The 17,367-nt window shown below is 65.6% G+C and carries 7 protein-coding genes; 3 read left to right on the forward strand and 4 right to left on the reverse strand.

The features are described from left to right. Positions 1-3: 3 nt before the first annotated feature. Positions 4-6,834: a polymorphic toxin-type HINT domain-containing protein gene (locus ACQPZK_RS20500; protein WP_433534554.1), complete on the reverse strand. Its 6,831-nt coding sequence runs from the start codon at positions 6,832-6,834 to the stop codon at positions 4-6. A 53-nt stretch (positions 6,835-6,887) separates the two neighbouring features. After that, positions 6,888-10,094, reverse strand: coding sequence for a DNRLRE domain-containing protein (locus ACQPZK_RS20505; protein ID WP_433534555.1), 3,207 nt, complete (start codon positions 10,092-10,094; stop codon positions 6,888-6,890). Between the two features lie 1,146 nt (positions 10,095-11,240). Here ACQPZK_RS20505 and ACQPZK_RS20510 point away from each other — a divergent pair. From ACQPZK_RS20510 to ACQPZK_RS20520, 3 genes are all read left to right on the forward strand, one after another. After that, on the forward strand, positions 11,241-12,038 hold the full coding sequence (locus tag ACQPZK_RS20510) for a hypothetical protein (RefSeq protein ID WP_433534556.1): 798 nt from the start codon (positions 11,241-11,243) through the stop codon (positions 12,036-12,038). A 338-nt stretch (positions 12,039-12,376) separates the two neighbouring features. Next, the gene (locus tag ACQPZK_RS20515) at positions 12,377-13,384 is read left to right on the forward strand and encodes a recombinase family protein (protein WP_433534557.1); all 1,008 of its coding nucleotides are present in this window, start codon (positions 12,377-12,379) and stop codon (positions 13,382-13,384) included. 67 nt (positions 13,385-13,451) lie between these two features. Further along, positions 13,452-13,715 carry a hypothetical protein gene (locus ACQPZK_RS20520; RefSeq protein ID WP_433534558.1) on the forward strand — a complete coding sequence of 88 codons (264 nt, stop codon included), beginning with the start codon at positions 13,452-13,454 and terminating at the stop codon, positions 13,713-13,715. Positions 13,716-14,356: 641 nt separating this feature from the next. Here the strand turns inward: ACQPZK_RS20520 and ACQPZK_RS20525 are convergent. Both ACQPZK_RS20525 and ACQPZK_RS20530 read right to left on the reverse strand, forming a co-directional pair. After that, positions 14,357-15,718 (reverse strand): alkaline phosphatase PhoX, encoded by a 1,362-nt coding sequence (locus tag ACQPZK_RS20525; RefSeq protein ID WP_433534559.1) that lies wholly within the window; start codon positions 15,716-15,718, stop codon positions 14,357-14,359. Between the two features lie 133 nt (positions 15,719-15,851). Then, on the reverse strand, positions 15,852-17,360 hold the full coding sequence (locus tag ACQPZK_RS20530) for an amino acid adenylation domain-containing protein (RefSeq protein ID WP_433534560.1): 1,509 nt from the start codon (positions 17,358-17,360) through the stop codon (positions 15,852-15,854). Positions 17,361-17,367: the final 7 nt, after the last annotated feature.

The following is a 17,367-nucleotide window of genomic DNA, read 5'->3' on the forward strand; positions in this document are numbered from 1 at the left end:
AATTTAGTCAGACCAGTTTTCGAACCAGATCTCAGGGTCATAGTGTCCCCAACCCTGCTCCTGCGAGCGATACCACCAGTGTAGTTTCGTGTCCTCCGCTCGCATCGTCGGGGTAACACCCTGATTGACCGCGTTCGGATGCAGCAACGATCCAGTACCTCTATGCGTGACCTGATCGACTTCATGAATTGGCGAGCCCGGCATTTGGTCCGCGTGGTGAATCTCAATCCGGTCACCCAGGTGATTCGGGCGCAGGCCGTGCGAGCCTCGACCAATATCACCACGGGTCCATGGCCCCTCGACTCGGATTGGCGAAACACTAGGACCCGCTCCGGTCGCCGGGAAGCAACTGCAACTAACACCCGGAGGCGTGCTGCCGCAGTTGTGCACGAGCACCGGCGCGTCGGCAGCTATCACATAGTACGTGTGAACGTCCGCAACGGTGAGATCGCGCATACCTTGGTTGCCCGTAAAGTTGCGGACCTTCTCAACCGTCACGATTCTGCTGTCCGCAGTGCGGAGTCGCTCGTCTCGCTGCAGTTGCGCGGCGTCGATCCAGTCCTCTCGGCTGTCGCTCCAGAAGGGGTGGTGTTGCGTGGTGTGCAGAGTGTCAAGCCCGCCGTCGCCGGCTTTGAGGGTTAGGTCGGTAAGGTCGGTGTCTTGGTTGGCGTGTAGATCTATAACCGGTTCTTTGGTGGTGTCGCCGGTTTCTGGATCGGTAGCTAGGACGAGATCGCCCGCGGCGATCTCGCCGATGGCACGGTGGGTGCCGTCTGCAAGCAGCACGGGCGTAGTGGGCGCGAAACTGTGCACACAGCCTTTGGCTCCGGCTTTGAATCCTGTTCGGGCACCGGCTGCTACGGATATCGCCCCGATGCCTGATTCGGTCCAGCTAGCGGCCGCGGCTTCGTAGTCTCCGTCAGCCGCGTGTTCGATAGTGGCTGCCCAGCCTTTATAGATACCCACGATCCCTAGCGGCACGCCAACGATGGAGGACACGTAGTTAGAGACGAAGGTTTTCCCTGCGTCGATGAAGGCATCTTGGACGGACATCTTGCCGTCCTTGACGGCGTTGGCGTTGTTGTAGACGGAGGTCCATCCGTCACCGATCCGTTTCGCCGTGTCGCGGACCGGGTCTACCACTGCGCGCTTAGCGCCACTCAGGAAGCCGCTGCCAATCGAGCCCCAGAAGCTCTTCTTGGCCGGTTTGGACGGTGCCGCGGTGACGGCGGGTGGCACGTACTGGCCGCGGCCGTCGTTGATGATCATCAGGCCATCGGGGTCGCTGGCCGTGACTGGTGCGTTGTTTGCGTAGGCGTAGCCGTTCCATTGCTGGAAGTCGGCTGGGTCTATCAGAGGGTCGGCGCTGATGAATTTGCCGATGGCGGGGTCGTATTCTCGGGCACCGAGGTGGGTAAGACCTGTGGGGTCTTGGGTGCCGCCGACGAAGCCCTTGTCCAGGGCGATGGGCCAGGTGTTGGGCGTTGCGCCTCGCTGCCCGCCGAACGGAAGGCTTCGGCGTCGGGTGGCGCTCAGGTCGCCGTTGCTGATGGTGGCTTCGGCGGTGCCGTGGTGATCGCTGACGATCCAGTCGAGGCTGCCGGCAGAGGTACGGACGGCGATGAAGCCGTTCACCCCCGGGTAGTAGCGGGTGCCGGCCGCGGCACCGGTGGGGGATTTGCGAACCTCGGTTCCGCCGGGTAGGTAGAGGGACGCGGCGCCGTTGGGGTCACGGCGTATGAGGCGGTTGCCGTCGGCGTCGTAGATGTAGCTGGTGGCACCGCTGCTGTCGGTGGATGTGGCGAGTTTGCCTTCGGAGTTCCAGGCGAGGGTTTGGGCACCGGTGGGTCCGGGTCGGGTAAGGGTGTTGCCGGTCATGTCGTAGGTGAAGGTTTCACTTTTGGACGCGGGGCCAGTGGTGTTGATTGTGGAGACCGCGTGGGGATGCGTGCCTGTAGCGCCACCCTGGTCGGGGTAGGTGTAGGTGCGGATGGTGGACGTGCTGGCGTGGAAGGTCTCTTGGTGCCGGTTGTCGGTGCCGGGGTGGTAGCTGTAGGAGTGCCAGTAGGGTGCGGGACCGCCGAGGTTAGCGACGCTGCGTTGGCCGGGTGCGCAGTCGCCTGTGGCGGGGGTCCATGCGTTGGTTAGGCGTCGAAGGTAGTCGTAGTCGTAGCACTGGGTGTCGGTGCTCCCACCGTCTGGCGCATCGTTGATCTCGGTGATGTTGCCGGCGTCGTCATAGTCGTATCCGAAGTTGAAGAGTTCGGGTTTGCCCTCGGGAGTGCCGTTGGTGTTGGTTGTGCGGCCGGTGTTCTCGTCGATGGTGCTGGTGATCCAGGTCCGCTTGCCGAAGCTGCCGAGGATTTGCTGGTTGAGTTGGCCCAGCTTGTTGTACAACGCGTCGGTGAGGTAGCTCTGGCTTGCCGATTGGACGCCGTTGAGTAGGCCGACCTCGCTGTAGACGTAGTTCAGTTTTTCTTTGGCCAACCCGGCGGCGGCGGGAGCCTCGGCGGTGGCGAGGTCACCGTTGGCCCGGTAGGTGGCGGCGTAGCTGTAGGTGCAAGGGGTCAGTGTGCCGGCGGCGCAGAGGCTGCCTTCGGTGGCGGGGATAGTGACAGTGGTGGTTAGGGGCCGACCGTAGGTGTCGTATTCGGCGACTTCGTTGATGTAGGCGTTGGTGGAGCCAGCGGGCTCGTAACGCTTGGAGGCGGCGGGTTTGCCGATGCCGTATCGGACGGTGTCGTAGGTCCACTCGGCGCGCAGGGGGCCGACGGTGGAGTTGTCGCGGATGCTCGTCTTACGACCGAGGGCGTCGTAGGTGTAGGCGAGGGTTTTCTGCTCGGCGTCGGTGGTGGTGAGCAACTGACTGAGTTTGTCGTAGGTGGAGGTGGTGACGCCACGGTCGGGGTCGTCCTCCCGGATTTTTCGGCCGCGCTGGTCGTAGGTGTAGCGCCAGGTGTTGCCCGCCGGGTCAGTGTGTGAGGCGAGTTCGCCGCGGTCGGTGTAGCTGTAGCGCGATGCGTCGAAGGTGGCGGGGTCGTCGCTTCCGGCGTTGGTTCGGTCCTTGTACTGGCGCAGGGTGGTGGTCTTTTGCCGGGCGTCGGTGATGATGGTCGTCGCGGTGCCGCCGGCTGGTGGGATCGTGCTGGTCTTTTCGCCGTTGTAGACGGTGGTGGTGCGCCATTTCTCGTTGGTGCTCTCGTTGACGCCGACCTTGAAAATGGCGTCGGTGAGCCGACCGGCGCCGTCGTAGATGTTTTGGGTGAGGGCAGGGATCGCGGGGGTGCCGGAGCCGTCGTAGAGGGTGGTCTCGGGGGCGGCGTTTGACTTGTCGTAGTACGGGCCGGCGCTCCAGTCGAGCAGGCCGCGGGAGTCGTAGACGGTGTCGGTGAGGGTGCGGCCGCCGCGTGGGGCTTGGGTTTGCACCTGGCGGGCGCGCAGGAGTCCATCGAACAAGGTGATGGACGTGTGGTAGGTGCTGTTGCCGTATGGCATCAGTGTCTTGGTGGTGACGGCTGTTGGCGCGGTGTTGCGGACCTGATAGCTGTATTCGGTGCTGGGCCCGTTGGGGTAGGTGCTCTTGGGTCGCCCCGGAAGCCACGCCTTGATGAGTCGTCCGAGCCCGTCGTAGGCGAGGTCGGTGCGGATGTTGTTGGGGTCGAGGACTGAGGTCGGCTGTTGCCAGGCGGTGGCGTAGGTGGTGGTGGTGGCCTGTCTCAGAGGGTTGGTGGTGACGATCGAGGTTACGGGGCCGCCGCTGGCAGGGATGTAGGCCGTGGTGGAAGTTTGGTCGAGTGCGTCGGTGCTCTCGGTGACTCGGCCGATCGTGTCGTACTTGGAGCGGCTGGTTGCGACCCAGTTGGGGGTGCTGCCTGTCCAGGAGTCGATTTCCTCGACCTTGGCTACGTTGCCCTGCACGGGCAGGTCGGTGTCCCAGTTGTTTGTCTCGGCGTCGTAGGTGGTTCGGGTAGAGGAAATCATGTCACCGGGCAGTGTCGCGGTGGTGGAACAGCTCACCCCGACCGTCTCGGTCTTCTTGGACTGATTGAGCATCCAGGTGGTGGCGTTGCGCGCGTACCACGTGCGGACGCACACGTCGTCGTCGGCTGTTGATTCGTCGCCGAGGTCGTCGACCTGTGTGGGCAGGTTGTCGCTGTTAACGGTGGTGACTGTCTTGGTCCACCGCGTGGTGCCGTTGGACAGCTTGGTGCGTTTGCGGAGGCTGCTGGTGTAGGTCATCCAGGCCTTGAGCCGGCCAGAGGTCGCGGTGGGGCCTTGCAGAGCGGGGGTGGTAATCGTGCCGGAGATCCATGTTCCGCCGGCGCCTAGCAGCGTGGTCTCTTCGCGGGTGAGTCCGGCGTAGGCTTCGTGGTCTTTGACCTTGACGCCTTGGGAGTCGGTGATCCACTCGTCCCGGGTGCCGGTGGGTTGCTTGTCGCCGTCCATGCCGCGGAAAAACAGGTATTCGGTGGCGGATTGCACGCCGGATTCCAGGCCGGTGCGGACGCGAACTTTGCTATAGCCGCGGAACTGACCCCAGGTGCGCTTGTCCTCGTCGACGAGCTCGGAGTCGTCGTAGTGCCATGCGGGGGTGTCGAGGTAGTCGTAGTTGGTCTGCTCGTGGTCGAAGCCGCCGGCGTTGTCGTAGGTATCGATGCGGGATACGCGGTAGTGGTGGAACCAGTCGAGGGTCGGTTCTTCACCGTCGGGGGCGTAGTACTGGGGATAGCAGCGTTTGCTGTTGGCATGGGCTGTCGGAAGAGCGGTGCGGCGGCATTCGGGCGGCGAGTAGGTCACGACGATCTGCGCGCCCGACTCGGTGGTGACGGTGGTGATGCGGTAACGGAAGAGGTTCGACCGGCCGTCAGCCATGGCGTCAACACGATTGGCGAGGGCTTCGGCACCGGGAGCGAAGACGATTTCCGGATCCGTGGACTCAGTGCCGCCGGCGGTAGTCACCTTGCCGGTGCGGGTAATGCCGGCGAGCCACATCGGCTGGCCCTCGCTGGCCCCGGACTGTAGGTAGGTATGCCGCAGGGTCCACCAGGTGACGTCCTGGTAGGTGGTGCCGGAACCGCTGTAGACCTGCGCGCGGATGCGGGACAGACGCTTGGCGGTCCAGAACGTCGGGGACAGCTGCTCGGCGCACGGCGCGGCGGAGCAGTACTGGTCCCAGGGGGTGTCCAGCCACGACGCCGTGACCGGGTTGTTTCCGGACCAGCAATTGCTGGCGCAGCGATCGGCGGTGTCGAAAAGAATCTGTGCGGCGGGCAGGGCGGTGGTGGGAGCGTCGGTGCGGCTGCCGTACTCGATGCGGGTCAGGTAGCCGCCTCGGTCGTACGTGGTGCGCTTGTCCTTGTCGCCTTCCCGGCCGTAGGCACCGGTCTCCTTGTCGTAGAAGTAGGTCATCGTGTTGCCGCGCGGGTCGATGAGAAGGTCGAGGTTCCACCGCCACGCCTGGGTGGTGCGCGATGCGGCAAAGCCGGCCTTGTTGTAGCCGGGTTCGTCAGGGTGGTTGCCGTAGACCGGAACGGTCCACGTCGAGTTCGTAGCGGTGGCCGCGGACGAGCCGCCCTGGCCATGCTTGCAGCCAAAGAAGTACTGGGTGCCGTCGGGCTTGGTGAGCTTCCAGTACCCGCCGTCGTTGTCGCAGATGCCGAGGCCCGCGTCGGTCACCAGTTCGATCTTTGAGCCGTCATCGGCCGTGGCCTTCCACGTGTTGCCGCTCGATTTGACCAGCTCCGTGGCCTGCCCGTTGAAGGAGATAGTGGCGTTGCCGTCCGGCTTGTACCAGCACAGGTCCCCGCCGTACACGCTGCTGTTGTTAGCCGCACCGCCTCGGATGTCCTTCTTGTCGTCGGCGCACGGCTTGTACTGGCGCTCGATGAAGCCGGGCCACATGTCCCAGCCGTCGCCGATCCACGATCCCTGGTTGTTCGTGCCGCCGGACAACCCGTCTACTGCACCGGAGGAGTACGACAAGCCCAAGTCCGGCTCGGGTCCGCCCATCGCGGGCGCATTGGTGAGTGGATATGACCACGAGAACGCGCCCGTCTGGGGTGACACCTGCCAGGTAGAGGCCGGCTTCAGGCTGGTCGCGGTGTAATTGCCGTTGTCTCCGGCCGGGGCAGCGGCCAAGGCGATGGTGGTGACGCCAGTGGCCGTGAGGGGCACGCTGGTATACACCGTTTGCGCTTGGGCGTTGTTGCGCGCCTTCAGTGGCTTGCCGTCGCTGAGGCGGATGACATGAAGCCGAGATGCCCAGTCACCGCCGTAGGCGTGGGCGAATGCCGAGTAGTCGAACGTCACGTCGACCGCGCCGATCTCCCGACGACCATCTGCTCGCCCGATGCTAGCCACCAGCCCGGACACGCCGGCACGCTGCGCGGTCGTCCGGTCGGCGACTTCGACCGTGACGCGGCTGACCGGGACGGCATCGTGGCCTGCCGCCTCACGAGAAGCGGCACCTGGCGTCGTTGACGCTCGCACCCGAATTGGAAGCGCCCCCGCCGGGTGGTCGCCACCGGCAGTGCGGGCGGTGCTGTCCGTGAGGTCGACCGTTACCGAGCCGGGGGCAGGCCACGCCACCGCCGTCGGGTGCGCCTCGCGGCTACCGGCCGTCCAGGCCTGGCGGACGGCGTGCTTAGCCGGTGCGACCGCCACACCGGTGACGTCACGGGGCACCGGTGGCTTCCAGGCCTCCGCGGCCGGTGCCATTGAGCTGGTGGCATGTATCAGGGTCGCTGTCAGAACAACAGACAGGGCGGCGGCGATGCCGACGCGAGCAGTGGGGCGCCGACGGTTCAAGCGGTGAGCGGCAACGGCAGGTCTCACGGGGGATCCTTCCGGCGAAGAGGTAGCAGACGCGGCGTGAAAGCGGTTGGCGGTCACTGGAAGGCGTGCTCGCGAATCTCGGATTCCATCCACACGCGTTGCGCGGCGTAGATGTGGTCAAGGTCCCCGACCCACCGCTCACTGGTGCCCGCAGCGCGGCCCATCGTGTACGCGCCTGTCGCAGACCAGGCGCCGCTGAGGGGGGTGCTTACCTCAGATCCGCCAATCGCTGCCGTGCCATTGACCGCCAAGCGGATGGTTCCGGTTGGCATGTCGAGTATGCCCACGAGGCTGACCCAGTCACCTTCGACGACATAGTCGGTAGTGCACGCTTGGCTCTGCTCGGGCGACGCCGAGTCAGTGCGGGCCACGGTAAAGCACCACGCCTGGTCGGTGACAGCGTCGCCGTCAAGATCAACGTCGTTGCGGTAGCCGAGCCGGAACATCGCGGTGCTCGAGCCGAGCTGCGCAACGGCGGTACGAGGTGCGGTCAAATCGGTTAGACGTACCCAGGCGGCGACGGTGAACCCGGCAGAGTAGGTGGTATTCAGTACCGGAGAGGTGGTGGTCAGGTCACCTGTGCCGTCGAGGGTAACCGCGCCGTCGCCGACCCTGCCGGGAACCAACGGACTCACCCCGCTAGCACTGTGGGCAGCTGGGAAGGTTGCCGGCATGGACGGTGAGCTACCTGCAGGGTCTTGGTCAAACGACCAAGCCCAAGCGCCGCTGCTCGGAGTGACGAGGAACTGGTAGACCCGTGGGTCGGACGTCGCGCCGGCAGAGTTGCGTGACTGCACCGACAGCACGTTCACCCCGTCGCGGGTCGGGGTGATGGCTTGGGCTGTGGTGGTGCCGGTGACTTCTCGCAGCGACAGGTCGTCCCAGTACACGGCCTTGCTGGTCTGACCGGTCGGGAAGCCGTTGAACAGGCGCACGAACGCTTCGGTGGCACCGACGGGTACGGACATCACCAGGGACAGCTGCTGCCAGCCGTCCACGATTGATGCCTTCGCCGAGGGCACTTCGACGTAGATGGAGCCGACCTTGTAGACGGCGACGATGCGCAGTCCCTGGACACTGCCGATCGTGCCGGACACGCCGAGGCCCGTCGCGGCGGGCACGTAGATCCATCCGGTGATCTGGTACCGCTTGCCTGGCTGCATGCCCAGGCGCATCGCGCCGTAGTCCCCGCCAAGGGCGGCGAAGGTACCGCCCAGCGGCCCGTTGGAGGTGCCGGACGTCGCGGGTGTCATTTTCAGGGACTGGCTGCTGTTGTGCCCGCGGGTCGTGTCCCGCGTGATGTCGGCGTTGAGGCCCTGGAACCCCGTCAGGTCGGTGGACACCTGCTGCTGATTTGCCGTCAGCATCTGGCTCTGCGCGGTCCCGGCAGGCACGGTCACGGAATCGGCGCTGTTGAGGCTGTAGATGAACTCCTGCACGTCGCTGCCGCCGTTGGGGCCGAACGTGAAGGTGCCGGACTGCCCTGGGCCGCCGTTCCACGTGCCGGTGGACAGTTCGGTGTAGGGGGTTCCGGTCACCGTGGGCAGGGATGGATCCTGGGTGTTGACCGTGAACGTGAACCACCCCGAGTAGGCGCCACAGACGCGGGTATCGCAGCCACGCACCCGGAAGTGGTACGTGCCGTCGGGCAAGCTAGTGCCGGAGACCGGGACGACGCGCCAAGGTCTGGCGCTGCCGGACGTGACGCCTGTGACGGTGGTGCCGGACTTCGCCTTCAGGGTGGTCTTCGCGTTGTCGTAGACCTCGTACTCCGCCCGCAGCACTCCCCCGTCGGGGTCCGACACCACTGCCGACAGGTTGGGGCGTCCCGATCGCACTACCGCAGGGGATCGGCACGCGGAGTAGCACGAGTCGACCGCCAGGGCGGTCGGCACGTTCGGGGTGCGGTTGTACTCCATCACCACGTACGGCTTGCCAGATGAACTCTCAGAGGAGTTGAACTTCTTCCACCCGCTGTGGTTCGACTCGCTGCTAGCCCGCAAGCCCACGTTCGCCGTGCTGTAGCCGCCGCTGAGGCTCGTCTGGAAGGTCTTCGTCACCGAGGCGGACACCTGCCCGTCCGCGCAGCTGGAGTTGTAGCCTTTCGTTCCGGTTGATTTGCCGTCGAGCTCTCGCCAGGCCGGTTGGCTGCCCCAGCGCACCGATGAGCCGACCGCGTCGACGCGCCAGGTCTGCCATTCCGCTGCGGCGCACTGCCAGGAGTGGGAGTTCCACAGGAACAACTCGGCCGACACCACGGTCGCCTTGGCGTACGTGTCCAGGCCGTAGAAGCTCAGGAACGAGCGTGCGAGGCAGCCCGACGCGCAGCCCTCGTCGGCGTCGTCGCTGTATCCCAGGCGCAGCTCGTCATCACCGGACTTGTCCGTGTTCGCGATCGTGTTCTGGACGTAGCCGTCGAACCCTGGCCTGAGGTTGACCGACGGGTCGATGGTTACTGGGAACGTCAGATTCGGGTCCTTGTAGAACGCGTCGTCTGTCGTCAGAACGAGATTGGTCCTGCCGTCCACCACCTCGGTCGAGACGGCGACATCGGCGCGGTGCAGCGGTTCCCCGCCCTGCGAGACACGGGCGTCCCACATCTCGCCCTGCGACACCGTCACCGAAGTCTCGTCGGGGCTCGTATCGGTAAGGCCGGCGACACGGCGTTCGTCGTCCCCAACTGACCATGGCATCGCTACCGTTGACAGCGCAGCAGCCGCGTTCGCGGTGCGGACGAGAAACGAGTACCGAAAGCCCGTGGACGTGGCGACGACGATCAGGTCGACGTCGGGCTCGACGTTCGGGTACACCGCCCGGGCACCCTCGAGCTGCGGCTCCGGTAGGGCACCCGGCCAACCCAACGTCGTGCGCTGCGCACCGTCACCGACCCGTACGAGCGCGTCCGTGTCAGCCGACCGCCGACCTGACAGCCACAGCCCGTACCCGTGAGCCTTCGGAGCCACGGAACCATCCGCCCGACGCTCTAACGTCAGATCGACATCCGTCCAACCACCCTCCGGCGTAGCAACCCGCACGGGCGCCGACTGCATCTCCGCACGGAAGGTGCCGCTCGGCTGCGCCCATACCAACGTCGTTGGTGACGTCAACCCGGTCACCAGCACCGGCTTACGTGACTTGTACGCCAGCGCCATCGCCGACGTCTCGTCCGCCGCCTCCAGCGGCCCCGACGCCTGAACCCCGGATGCCGCCACTGCCGGGGTGGCACCGGCAACTGTTGGGACGAACAGGCCTGCGGTCACGACCGCTAGCACCGCCAACCCTGCCAACCAGCGTCGACTTGCCGCTGTTGGACCCGACGCCCGGCGCGCACCGACCCACGAACCCATGCCAACCCCCGTGATCATCAAGCGAAGCGAGACGACACTAGAGATCATGAAAAGCCCGCGTAAAGAGCCATCACAAACTGTCAGCACCAAGTAGCTGAAAGGGCATCCAATCGGACGAGGCGATCACTGTCGGCAACGGTTGACCGAGCCCCATGGGTCAACCGGCCGGGCTGAATTTGACAAGATTTCATCTGTTCGAGCATTCAAGTCGATCGTGAATTCACTCGTTACAGGCGCTTGCCGGTTGTCGTTGCTTGCAAGACCCCTTGTCGGCGAACGCAGCCACCTTGACCTCGTCATTGACTGTCGGAGGTCGGCGTCGGGCCAAAAGCGGCTAAGCGATGACCGTATTTCGTCACTGACTGTAGCCACAGTTCGGGGTTTCGGGTGCAAATGGCGTGCAGACCCACAGACCGGTGCCAGGTTCGCTCGCCCTGCAGCCGCTATGGGACCTACCATTATCTAAGAAAACGACGTGCGCCTACCATCCGCGACCCATCTACCAGCGGGTTTGTGGTGTCGATGAGACGACACATCCATGACCTACGGGCGGTGATGCTCAGCGCCACTCTGGAGCTTGCGCAACTCTAGCGGCAGTGATGGCCTCTCAGAATTCGACAAAAAGGCGGTCAGCACCGAAAGGACTGGTCGAGACGCTATCCGGATATGCGTCGCCGGTTGACAGTACCGCGCCGGACTTCACAGCCGCCCACTCCGCGACGCTCCACAGCGCACCGGCAAGCACGGCGGCGTCAGAGAACCCAAGACGCCGGCCGGCTCCAGCGATCCTGGGAGCAGGGCGCCCTTCACCCTCCGCCATGAGCCACGCGCACCGATCGACCGCATCACTGCGGCGAAGCCCTCGCATGAGTGCCCGTCGGTGAGCGCTCGGGGGCAGGGCAGACACCGACAGCATCCTCAGCCAGCTCGACTACCAGCAGAAACGACCCGAGGTCGCCGCCCTGAGAAGCCGTACTCATCCGCCACGTAGGCTACGCGCCGTTGATCATGGCTGGTGCCTGCCAGCCCACCCCAATCAGCTTGGGAGGAAAGGGCCACATGAAGACGCGACGGGCGATCACCGGGCTGGCACTCGTCATGACGCTCAGCTTCGCGGTTGCCGGCTGCAACAACGCCACCGATCATGCCGACGCGGACGCCATGGCCCCCACGGCGGATGCACTCGACTCGTTTGCCGATGCGATCCGCAAGCTCAATATGGAACCTTTCAAGGTCAACAGCAAGACCGGACTCGACGGCGTGGAGTTCAGCGGGGCCGTGGATCCAACCGCCAAGAACGTGTCGATGACCATGTTCACCGACATTGGCGAACAGGGCATGACAGTTAACTTTGTCCAGCTGGGCAGCGCTGTGTATGTGAGGCTGGCGGGCGAAGTGGAGCTGTACAGCGGAACCCGCATGCCGACCTTGCCGGACAACTGGATGCACATCGACGCAAGCAAGGTGGAAGAGGGCAGCACCCTATCCAGCATGGTCGGTGGCGACCCAGCCGGCGTCAATGACATCGTCAAGGCCGCGACTGACGTCAAGCGCAACGGTAAGCTCGATTTCACTGGAACGTTCGACATCACCACGTCGCCCGGCACCCGAGGGGACCTCTTCAGAAGGTTCGGGGAAAAAGCCAAGAATGTTCCGTTCAACGCCAAAGTCGACGACCACGGCCGACTCACTTACGTATTTATCAACCTCAGCGCCATTGACTCAGGCTTCATCGGAGGAATCACGGCGACCTACTCCGACTTCGGCGTCCCGGCCGCCGTCGAAAAGCCCGCTACCGACCAAGCCGTCGAAGCGCCCGCAGTGGTTGTCAAGGCGTTCGCCGAGACGTACAACTGAGCCTGGAGTGGCCGCATGTCCTGCCCCGGCCCCTGCGGGCGCCACGGTGTCGTTCATCCGGCAGACCGCCAATCCCTACCGCAATCAGCAATCCCTCTGACCCCTAGGGGCGCGACCGGACGGACGCCCTGACTCAACCGATCGTAGCGCTGCGCGGTGCGCGGTCCGGGGCATGTCCATGCACCCGACGTTGGTCAGGGACTGCGGGCTGTACTCGCGCAGGGCGAACCAAAAGCCGTCGTCGTGGAACGGGCAGCTCACGCACGACGGACTTCGGGGTGTCCGCGAGGCCGTGCGCGGCCAGGAAGCGTGGGGCAGTCGGTACGTCGCCGGCCGATGTGGAGCAGCGGGCGCACGCCGTGCATGTCGGCGACGTCGGAGTCGCGGGCTCGACCGATCTCGTCGAGGCTGATCCCGACCGCGACCTCTGTCCGGCCCCCTGCCGGGGCGCGCCCATACGGCTACACCCTGCAGGACCTCGGCCCCCACCCCAACCCGGCGAAGGCAGCCGACGGCAAACACCTACGCGGCCTCACCCCGCCCCGCAGACCGCCCAAATCTTCCGCCAAATCTTCCACGAGTTCCTCACCGGCAGCGGCCTCTACGCCATCGCCGAAGCACTCACCAGCAACCACGTGCCCTGCCCCTCCGCACACGACCGGGCCCGCAACCCCCACCGCAGCGGCATCGCCTGGTCCAAAAGCGCCATCCGCGTCATCCTCACCAACCCCCGCTACACCGGACGACAGGTCTGGAACAAACAACGCACCGACGAGGTCCTCCTCGACGTCAACGACGTCGCGCTCGGCCACACCGACGTCATGCGCTGGAACCCGCGGGACAAGTGGGTCGTCTCCAAAGAGATCACCCACCCACCGATCATCGATGAGGCCACCTTCGAACAGGCGCAGACGCTGCTCGCACGACACCGGTCGGGCCTGGACCTCCCGCAACGGCAACGCCGCGCCCGCAACCCGTACGTCTTCCGCGGCCTGATCCACTGCGCCGCCTGCAACCGGCGCATGCAGGGCCAGCACAACCGCGGCGCCGCCTACTACTTCCCCCAGGAATACCCCCTTGCCAACGACGTCTCCCATCCATCCTCGCAACGTCTACCGCCGGGAGGAGACCCTCACCGATCCACTCGACACCTGGCTCGCTACCGCGTCCACCCCGACCACATCGAGAACACGGCCACCGCGATGGCAGACGCCCATCTGGCGACCAACCAACCCCCGCCATCACCGCCGCCCGCGCGACCATCACCGACTGCGACACGAAACTTCAGCGCTACCGGGCGGCCCTCGACGCCGCAGCCGACCCCTCGGTCGACAATAAGTGGATAGCCCAGACACAGGCCGGACGGACCCAAGCCGAACGGAGCTGCACGCAGGGAGCACCACCACGCACAGGATGAGCCGAACAAAAATCACGGCCCTGGTGGACGCCCTCGGCGACATCACCACCGTGCTCCGCGACGCCGATCCCGCCGACAAGGCCGAGGTCTACCGGCAACTCCGTCTCCGGCTGAACTACCAGCCCGAAACGCAAACGGTGCGCGCCGCAGTCGATCTCAGCGCGCACCGTCAGGCATTGGTTTGTGTCCGAGGGGCTACACGACCCATTGCCCCACCGCCGATGACGCTCGGCATCACTCTCAAGCTCGTGCGGGTCTAGCTGCGATGGTGACGTCTTCGGCTCCGCCGAAGACGTCACCATCGCTACAGGAGTGCGTCCGTCCGTCGTCATACAACGCTGACGGTGTCCGCGTCGACCGAGGGTTACAGCAAGCTGCGGATCGACCTGTGCAGGCTACGCGCGTTACGGAGGACCTCGACGTCGGTCAGGGCTCGGTCGTGGGCGGCCTGCCGCAAGTCGTCGCCGGCTAGGTCGAAGGCACCGTCGCCGGTGTTCTAAATGCTCCCCCAGAGCAGGGCCGGGCCATCGGCGCGGCGTAGCACCGGCACCATGGACCCGAGCAGCACACCGGCGACGGTCCGTGGATAGTGCGGGGTTCCGGACGACCGACGCAGTCGCCTGCCGGTGGCCACCGCGCCGCGTCGGGAAAGGCACCTCACCGGCCAGGGCCGGAGCGACCAGGCCGTACACCACTCGCGTAGGCCGGCCTTGACGTGATGCCCGCCGGAGAGGTCAGTGCCCTGCGGAGCGTACAGCGGCGGCCGTTGGTAGCGGGCGGCCACGAGTCGGCCCAAGCACGCCGGGACCGCAGCCGCCTAACAGCCTGGTGTGTGGCGACAGTTCTACCGCCTCGGGCGGGCGACGCCTCGACACCAGCGCCAGCGGACTACCGGCGATGCTCAGGCGCGGAAGGGTCCCGTGATGGCGAAGGTAGTGCCCGGCCAGTAGCAGTTGACATACAGAGTTCGCCCGTCGGCTGAGAAAGACACACCGGCAAACTCGCCGTACGCCGGCGCCGAATCCGTCCCGACGTTCTGCCGGTTGCGCGCGAACAGGTACGGCTTACCTGCTGTGGTGGTGCCCATCAAGTAGTTCTCGCCGTCGCCGTCCTGACAGAGCATGAGGCCGCCGAACGGCGTCACGCAGATGTTGTCCGGCGTCTCGAACAACTGGTCCTCGGCGCCATTGCCGTGCAAGACCACCACGAGGGTCAGGCGTCGGCCGCGCGGGTCATACCGCCAGACCTGACCTTGGTGGACGCCAGCGGAGCCGTTCTCCCGACGGGCGAACGAGGAGACGAAATAGGCGGCGCCGTCCATGCCCCACCAGGCGCCCTCGAGCTTCTGAGCATGGGTGACTCCTGCGGCGCCGTAGTCCTGGAAGCGGGTCGGAGTGGTGGTCGCTCGGGGATCCGGCACGTCGATCCACTCGATGTTGTCGAAGGTGACATTCGGTTGCTGCACCACCGACAGATCCGGTACGCCCGGCACGCGCATCACCTGGAGAGTCCCGCCAGCGCGGAGACTGCCGTGACCGCCAAGTGGCAGGTGGGGCAGAAAGCGGTAGAAGCAACCAAACTTCTCCTCCCAGGCGTCCTCGGTCTCGTAGATGACACCAGTGACGGGATCGACGCAGACCGCCTCGTGGGCAAACCGTCCCATGGCGGTCAGCGGGGTTGGTCGCTCGTTACGGACGTTGTGGTAAGGATCAACCTCGAAGATCCAACCGTGGTCGACCTCGTAACCCTCCTGGCCTCGGCGGCTCTCGGTCTCCTCGCAGGTGAGCCAGGTCTGCCAGGGGGTCGCACCACCGGCACAATTCACGGCCGTCCCCCCAAGGCTGACATACTCGTCGACGGCTCCATTCGGTCGCACCACGATGGTGGTGGTTCCACCGATCGCCGCCGGGTCGAAGGTCAACGCGGCCGGTGCCCGTACCGGCGACTCCGCGCTCTGGCGATTCTCGTGGTTGCGCACCAGCCGGCGGTCCCCATGCCGGCTCTCGAAGACGCACATTCCGTCGAAGTTGCCCGGCACGGTGCCGTCCCGCATCCGGTCGCCTTCGCGGGACAGGATTCGGTAGCGAAACCCCCGAGGCAGGTCGAGCAACCCCGAAGGGTCAGGCAGAAGTTTGCCGTACCCGCTGCCGTGGTGCGCCAGGGCGGGCGCACCGCTGAAGAGCGCGTCAATGGTGCCGGACAGCGCGACTCCCAGTGCCCCAGCGCCGCTCGTGGTCAGGAACTGTCGTCGATCGAGGCTCATGATGATCTCCCTGCTGAAACGGACTCGGACGGGTTTGTCATGTCGCTCTACGGAGCTCGCGCTAATTGGGTATGCCCAGCCGCGAACGCCCGGCGGTGAGCCACGTCGGTCGCCAACCCACAGGTTCGGCGGCTCATCGCATGAGCTCTTCGACAAGGTGCTGCAGGGCACTCGGGTCGAGTTTGCCGCTGGACAGCCGGGGCAGCCGGTCGACGAAAACGATCCGGCCCGGTCGCATGTAGGAGGGCAGAATGTGCCCCAGGTGCCGACGCAACTCCAGTTCGCTGACGATGCCCGCAGGGCCACGAACCACCGCACAGACGATCGTTTGTCCGTAGGAAGAATCGACGGCTATTACTGCCGCGTCCGTGACTCCCGGGTACGCCGTCACAGCTGTGATGATCTCGCCAGGATCGATCCGGAAGCCGCGCACCTTGAGATATCCGCCGTTGCGCCCGGCGAACTCGAGCATGCCATTACCGAGATGGCGGACCATGTCACCGGTGCGGTACCAGCGCTGTCGATCCACGGCACAGAAGCGATCTTCGGTGAGCGCTGGATCGCGGAGATAACCCGCGGCGATGCCGGGCCCGGCCAGCCACAACTCCCCGATCCCGTCGGTGGTGGGCTGATGAACCCGGACGCTGACGCCAGGAAGCGGGCGGCCAATGAGCGACCGACGCTCACGCTCGATGTCATCGGCGGTCACGCGGTAGGCGGTCGCGTAGATCGTGGCCTCGGTGGGGCCGTATACGTTCCAGACCTCCAGTCGGCCGTCAGCCACCGACCTCAGGAACGGCTTGAGGGCGGCGAAGTCCAGACGCTCCCCGGCCAGCAGCATCCGAGCCAGACGGTCGGGAACGCCCACCTCGGCGACATGTTCGGCGAATACCCGGCAGGCCGTCGGCGTTTGGCAGAGCGACGTGACGCCGCGTTTGGCAAGCAGCGAGTGGGCCAGGCGCAGATCCATCTGCGCCGCTCGGGGTACGACGTAGAGTTGCGCGCCGAGCGATAGCGGACGCCAAACTTCCCACATGGACACGTCAAAGGTGAAGGCGTGGAAGCAGGCCCAAATGTCGTCAGCTGTCGAGGTGTCCCACTCGCCGGCGCGTTCGATCAGCGAGAGGATATTGGCCTGGGTCACCACGACGCCCTTCGGGTCGCCGGTAGATCCGGAGGTGAACAGGATGTAGGCCGGCGCCGACGAGGCAGCAACCGAACCGGTGCTGACGGCGCCCTCGGCCGCGTCGGCGGAGAAGTCCACCCGGACCAGCGGTATGTCAAGCCCCCGCAGCGCCGCCTGACCGGCCTCGTCGACCAGCGCGGCACCGGCGTCGCAGAGTTCCAGCGTGCGGCGCAACCGCGGTACGGGCGAGTCCGGGTCGACCGGAACCGGCACGGCACCCGCCGCGTACGTCGCGAGCAGAGCGAGTACCCCCTGGATCGTGTGGTCCGTGCTGACCAGGACGGGCCGACCAGCGACGATTCCGGCGGCTCGCAGCGCCGCCGCCACCTCCGTGCATTGGCGCAGGGTCTGGCCATACGACAGCGTTCGGTCCTCGTCGACCAGGGCGGTCGCGTGTGGCACACGGCCGGCGATGGCGCAGAACAGTTGCCAAAGGTTGCTGAAGGCGTTCGGCATGGTTCCC

The sequence above is a fragment of the Micromonospora sp. CA-249363 genome (assembly GCF_050950185.1).
In the GTDB taxonomy this organism is placed as follows: Bacteria; Actinomycetota; Actinomycetes; order Mycobacteriales; family Micromonosporaceae; genus Micromonospora.

Bases quoted from the DNA above. Each gene is read 5' to 3' on its own strand.
- ACQPZK_RS20510 (WP_433534556.1), top strand. From the start codon at position 11,241: ATGAAGACGCGACGGGCGATCACCGGGCTGGCACTCGTCATGACGCTC.
- ACQPZK_RS20520 (WP_433534558.1), top strand. From the start codon at position 13,452: ATGAGCCGAACAAAAATCACGGCCCTGGTGGACGCCCTCGGCGACATC.
- ACQPZK_RS20525 (WP_433534559.1), bottom strand. From the start codon at position 15,718: ATGAGCCTCGATCGACGACAGTTCCTGACCACGAGCGGCGCTGGGGCA.
- ACQPZK_RS20530 (WP_433534560.1), bottom strand. From the start codon at position 17,360: ATGCCGAACGCCTTCAGCAACCTTTGGCAACTGTTCTGCGCCATCGCC.